A 5221-nucleotide genomic window follows, 5' to 3' on the forward strand; every position below is an offset into this window, starting at 1 on the left:
GGCAGGAGTTCGACGACGTCCGCGAGAAGGGCGTCGAGGAAATGGCCAGCTGGGCCTCGCAGCATCTGAATGTCGAGATTGGCCTTGCGCTTCGTTCTGACCGCTGGGTCGGCGCGGATTACTGGGTGGGCGCAGGCGACGACACGCTCACGCTGGAGGAGGTTCTCGCCCGCGCAGAGGTCGTGGTCGCAGGGATCGACGGCGGCGGGCTGGACGACCTGCTGTCGCTCGTCGTGCTGGGGCGCGACGCGACGACGCAGGAATGGCTGCACTGGCAAAAAAGCTGGGTGTTTGAGGGCGTGCTTACGCTTCGCAAGAAAGAGGCCAGCGTCATGCGCGATTTTCAGACGCAGGGCGATCTGGCGATCGTGTCGGAGCCGGGAGACGACATCGAGCAGCTGGCCGACGTGCTGGAGGTTGTCGACGCCGGGGGCGGCCTCGCCCAGGTGGGGCTTGATCCGCAGGGCGTGGGCGCCATCGTCGACGCGCTGGCTGTGCGCGGCATCGGGCGCGACCGCGTCGTCGGCGTCTCGCAGGGCTGGACGCTGTCAGGCGCCATCAAGACGGCGGAGCGCAAGCTGGCTGACGGGACGTTCCGGCACGGCGCGCGGCCGATCATGGCGTGGGCGGCGTCAAACGCAAAGGTCGAGCCGAGAGGCAACGCGATCGTCATCACGAAGCAGGCGGCGGGGAACCTCAAGATCGACCCGCTGATGGCGACCTTCAACGCCGTGACCCTGATGTCTCGCAACCCGGAGCCGCCGGGCAGCGGCGGAAAGGTCGAGGATTTTCTTAGAACCGGGATCATCGCGGTATGACAATCCGTAAGGCCTTCGGGGCCATGTTCTTCAAGGCGGCGAACGTCATGGCGCTGGCCACGACAGGCGTCAGCCTGACGGATCTGCGTCTGGGCGCGTTTCTGGCGGGCGGTCCGACCTTTTCCGGTCAGACGGTGACGGTCGACGCCGCGATCCAGCTGGACACGGTCTGGGCGTGCGTGCGGTTGCTGTCGGAGACGATCGCGTCGCTGCCGCTCAAGCTATACGAGCGGCAGCCGAACGAGACGTCGATCGTCGCCCGTAACCACCCGCTGTTTTCGGTTCTGGCGACGTCGCCCAACGCGGACATGACGCCGATCGAGTTCTGGGGAACCATGGTCGCGTGTCTTGTGACATGGGGCAACGCGTTCGGACAGGTGATGCGCCGTGGCGACGGGTCTGTGATCGCCATCAACCCGCTGCGCCCGGATCGTATGACGGTGCGGCGCGATCCGAACAGTGGCGCGCTGACCTACACCTATGCGTGGCAGGGCAAATATCTGGTACTGGCCGAGGCGGATATTTTCCATATCAAGGGGTTCTCGTTCGATGGGCTGCTGGGGCTGTCGCCGATCTCCGTTGGACGTCAGTCCATCGGCACGGCGCTGGCGGCGGAGCAGACGGCGGGCAAGACGTTCAAAAACGGCCTTCTGACGCAAAGCTATATCTCGGCTCCGGACTACCTCAAAGATCCGGAGAAAGAGCGCGCGAAAGCCATCCTCGCGGACTACGCGGGCGCCATCAACGCGGGCAAGACGCCGCTGCTGGAGGGGGGCTGGAAGGTGGAATCCATCGGCCTCAACCCGGAAGATATGCAGCTGCTGCAGACACGCGGTTTCAACGTCGAGACGCTGTGCCGCTGGTTCGCGGTTCCGCCGGTCATGATCGGCAGGATGGAGAAGTCGACGGCGTGGGGCTCCGGGCTGGAGCAGATGAACCTGTGGTTTTTGCAATACGGGCTGATGCCGTGGCTGATCCGGATCGAGCAGGCGATAACGCGGTGTTTGCTGAGCCCGGCCGATCGGTTGCGTTTCTACGCGAAGCACAACGTCGACGCCCTGATGCGCGGGGATACGGCGGCTCGCACTGCGTTCTATGTCGCAGGTCTGCAGAATGGTTTCGTGACCGCGAATGAAGTTCGCGCGAGGGAAAACCTTCCGCCGGACCCGGACGGAAATGTCCTGTGCGTGCAGGCGCAGATGATCCCGCGAGCCGATATCGGCAAGGCGGCCGTGCAGCCGACGCTCAAGCCTGTTCCGGGCGGCCAGCCGCCGCCCGATCCGCCACAACCCGACTCAACAGGGAGCGAAGACGATGATTGACGGCGATTACCTTGCCGCGCCGTTCGAGGTGAAGTTCGCACCTGGCGCGACAGACGGAACGTTCGAGGGTTACGGCAGCGTGTTTAACAACACGGACGCTCACGGCGACGTGGTGCTGCCGGGAGCGTTCGCGGACTCTCTCGCGGAGAGGAAGTCGCAGGGGCGGAGCATTGCGATGCACGTCATGCACGGATTTCTCGGTGGCGACGGCCTGCCCGCCGGGGTCTGGACGGACGCCTCGGAAGACAGTCACGGTCTGCACCTCAAGGGCAAGCTCTCGGGGATGGACACCGATTACGGAAAACGCCTTTACGGGCTTGTGAAAGACGGCGCGCTGAGCGGGCTTTCGATCGGCTTTTCCGTGCCGGACGGCGGCGCGATCAAGGGGACGCAGGTCGGAGAGCCCCGGCGCCAGCTCAAGCGGGTGAACCTCCATGAGGTCAGTCTGGTCGACGATCCGTCGAATGCGATGGCGCGGGTCACGGACATGAAGCGCCGTCTCGCTGCGCCGGAACTGCGGTCGACGATCACGCCCGCGAAAGCGACCGATGCCGTCGCGGCCGCGATTCAGCTGCATCAGTCCGCGCTGGTCGGCGGTGACTCGCCGACGCAGGATGAGCGGGACGCCCTGTTGCAGCACCTGCAGGCGGCGCATGAGGCGCTGACCGGCGCGCCGCTCGCGCTCGACGGCAAGGCCGCGCCTCTGCGCGAGATCCGCGCGGCCGCCGCCGGCATTCTGGAGCTTCTGGGCGCAGCGCCGAGAGCGACGTCGCCTTTCTCGCAATTCGCCAGTCTCGACCTGCCGGATCTGTCGGGTCTCTGAGACGGGGGAAGGACGGCGCGGCGCGTCGTCCGGGTTTCACTTTCAATGTTTCACGCAAAGGCGCTTCGGCGCCCTTTTTTCATGGGAAAACGGGATGTCCACCGAAAACGAATACAAGCAGGCTGTGGCGGATCTGAAGACGGCGACGGATCAGGTCAGGCAGTTCGCCGAGACGGCGAAAACCGAGATGAAGAATCTCGGCGAGATGACCCGCGAGACGAAGCAGTCGGCGGACAAGGCCCTGACGGAAATGAACGCGCTGGCGGCGCGCGTGACGGAGATGGAGCAGAAGGGCGCGCGCGCTGGCGGCGGCGACGCCCAGATCGAGACGCGCTCGCTGGGCCAGCGCTTTGTCGCCGACGACAACATCAAGGCGGCGATGGCCGAGGGCGACCGCTGGAAAGGTCGCCTGTCTGTGGACCTGAAGAACATCACGTCGGGAAGCACGACGGGCGCGTCCGGAACGACCGGGCTTGTGGTCGCCGATCGCCAGCCCGGAATCGTGCAGGTCGTGCCGAACCGCCAGCTGGTGATCCGTGATCTGCTGATGCCTGGGTCGACCAGTTCGAGCGCGATCGACTACGTCCGCGAAACCGGGTTTACGAACAACGCCGCCGCAGTCGCGGAAAACCCGACCACGCCGAAGCCCCAGTCCGATCTCACCTTCGATCTGCAAAACCTGCCTGTTCGCACAATCGCCCACTGGGTTCTGGCGTCGAAGCAGATCCTTGCTGACGCGCCCATGCTGACCAGCTACATCGACGGACGTCTGCGTTACGGTCTCGCCTTTGTCGAAGACACGCAGCTTCTGAGCGGCGACGGGACCGGCCAGAACCTGAAAGGCCTGATGACGCAGGCGACCGCGTATGCGCAGCCTGCGGGCGTCACGGTCAAGAACGAGACCATGATCGACCGCCTGCGTCTGGCCATGCTGCAGGCGACGCTGGCGCTCTTCCCTGCGACGGGCCACATTCTCAACCCGACCGACTGGGCGTCGATCGAGCTGACGAAAGATGGCCAGCAGCGCTATGTCTTCGCGAACCCGACCGGCGTCGCCGGACCGGTGCTGTGGGGGCTTCCCGTGGCGCAGAGCCTCGCCATGGCGGCGGGCGGCTTCATGACGGGCGCTTTCCGCTATGCGGCGCAGATCTTCGACCGCGAGGACGCCACGGTGACGATCTCGACCGAAGATCGCGACAACTTCGTCAAGAACATGGTCACGATCCTCGCGGAAGAGCGGCTTGCGCTGGCGGTGTATCGCCCCGAGGCGCTGATCAAGGGCTCGTTCGCGGATCTGACCACGACGGCCGCCGCCGGCGGCGGCTCGTAACGGTCGGGAGGTCGGACCATGAGGCGGACAACGCCAGTCGGTCCGCCTGCGCCGGATGCGCCGCTGGCGTCTCTGGCCGACCTCAAGGCGGATCTCGGGGTTTCTGACGCGTCGCAGGACGCAAGGCTTGCGCTGTTGCTGCAGGACGCGTCGTCGATGGCGCTCGCCTATGTCGGTCGTCCCCTGATCGACCGGGCATGGTGCGACGTGATCGAACTGGGGTGCGAGGCGCGCCAGTCGGATCTCGTTCTGGGCCGTTACCCGGTGTCGGCCGTCACGGGGCTTACGATCGGCGCTACAGCGCTTGATGCGGACGCTGTCGCGGCGCTGCCGGTCAATCCCGACGCGGGCATCGTCTACCCGCCGGACAGCGGTCATCCGCGTTGCTGGCGGGCGGCGCGCTACGTCGTGACCTATCGGGCCGGTTACACGCTCGACAGCGTCGCGGCGGACGGCACGGCGATGCGCGGCACGCTGCCAGCCTCGATCCAGCGTGCGGTTCGCCTGACGGCGGCGGCGCTGTGGCACGCGACAGGGCGCGATCCGCTGCTCAAATCCGAAAGCGAGCAGGGCGTCGGGTCGACCAGCTGGGACACGTCCGCAGCGGCGACCGGCGGCATGCCGCAGGCGGCGGCGGACATTCTCGACGCGTATCGCCCGGCGGGCGTGGCATGACGTGGCGCACGGAGCGGCGACGACGTCAGATCGCCGACAAAGGGCGCATGATGCGCCTCATGCGGGCGGATCAGTCGCAGAGCGTCAGCGTCATGGCCTACGCGCCGCCGCCGCAGGCCTCGCAGCTGGCGGACGGCGTCGCGAGGGCTCCGTTCGTGGCGCAGATCGGGGCCGATGAGGTCACGGCGGCCGCTTACATGCCGAAACCGCGCGACAGGGTCGAGGACGGTCCGAAAACATACACGCTCACGGA

6 protein-coding genes are annotated in these 5221 nt (G+C 66.3%); all 6 read left to right on the top strand.

All coding sequences use genetic code 11. The annotated features are described in order from the left end of the window. Window positions 1–818, top strand: an 818-nt coding sequence (locus G442_RS25660; protein ID WP_026399183.1) for a terminase TerL endonuclease subunit, incomplete at its 5' end; no start/stop codon positions are given. After that, window positions 815–2140, top strand: coding sequence for a phage portal protein (locus G442_RS0118765; RefSeq protein WP_026399184.1), 1326 nt, complete (start codon window positions 815–817; stop codon window positions 2138–2140). The genes G442_RS25660 and G442_RS0118765, both read left to right, overlap by 4 nt. Continuing rightward, window positions 2133–2963: an HK97 family phage prohead protease gene (locus G442_RS24160; RefSeq protein ID WP_051292553.1), complete on the top strand. Its 831-nt coding sequence runs from the start codon at window positions 2133–2135 to the stop codon at window positions 2961–2963. Before G442_RS0118765 ends, G442_RS24160 begins: the two co-directional genes overlap by 8 nt. A 94-nt stretch (window positions 2964–3057) precedes the next feature. Beyond that, entirely contained in the window at window positions 3058–4293 is a 1236-nt protein-coding gene (locus G442_RS0118775; RefSeq protein WP_026399185.1) for a phage major capsid protein, read from the top strand. Window positions 4294–4311: 18 nt separating this feature from the next. Beyond that, window positions 4312–4968: a head-tail connector protein gene (locus G442_RS0118780; protein ID WP_026399186.1), complete on the top strand. Its 657-nt coding sequence runs from the start codon at window positions 4312–4314 to the stop codon at window positions 4966–4968. Continuing rightward, a partial coding sequence (locus G442_RS0118785; protein WP_026399168.1) for a hypothetical protein occupies window positions 4965–5221 on the top strand: 257 nt, incomplete at its 3' end. The genes G442_RS0118780 and G442_RS0118785, both read left to right, overlap by 4 nt.

The sequence above is a fragment of the Acetobacter nitrogenifigens DSM 23921 = NBRC 105050 genome (assembly GCF_000429165.1).
GTDB classification, from domain to species: Bacteria; Pseudomonadota; Alphaproteobacteria; order Acetobacterales; family Acetobacteraceae; genus Acetobacter; species Acetobacter nitrogenifigens.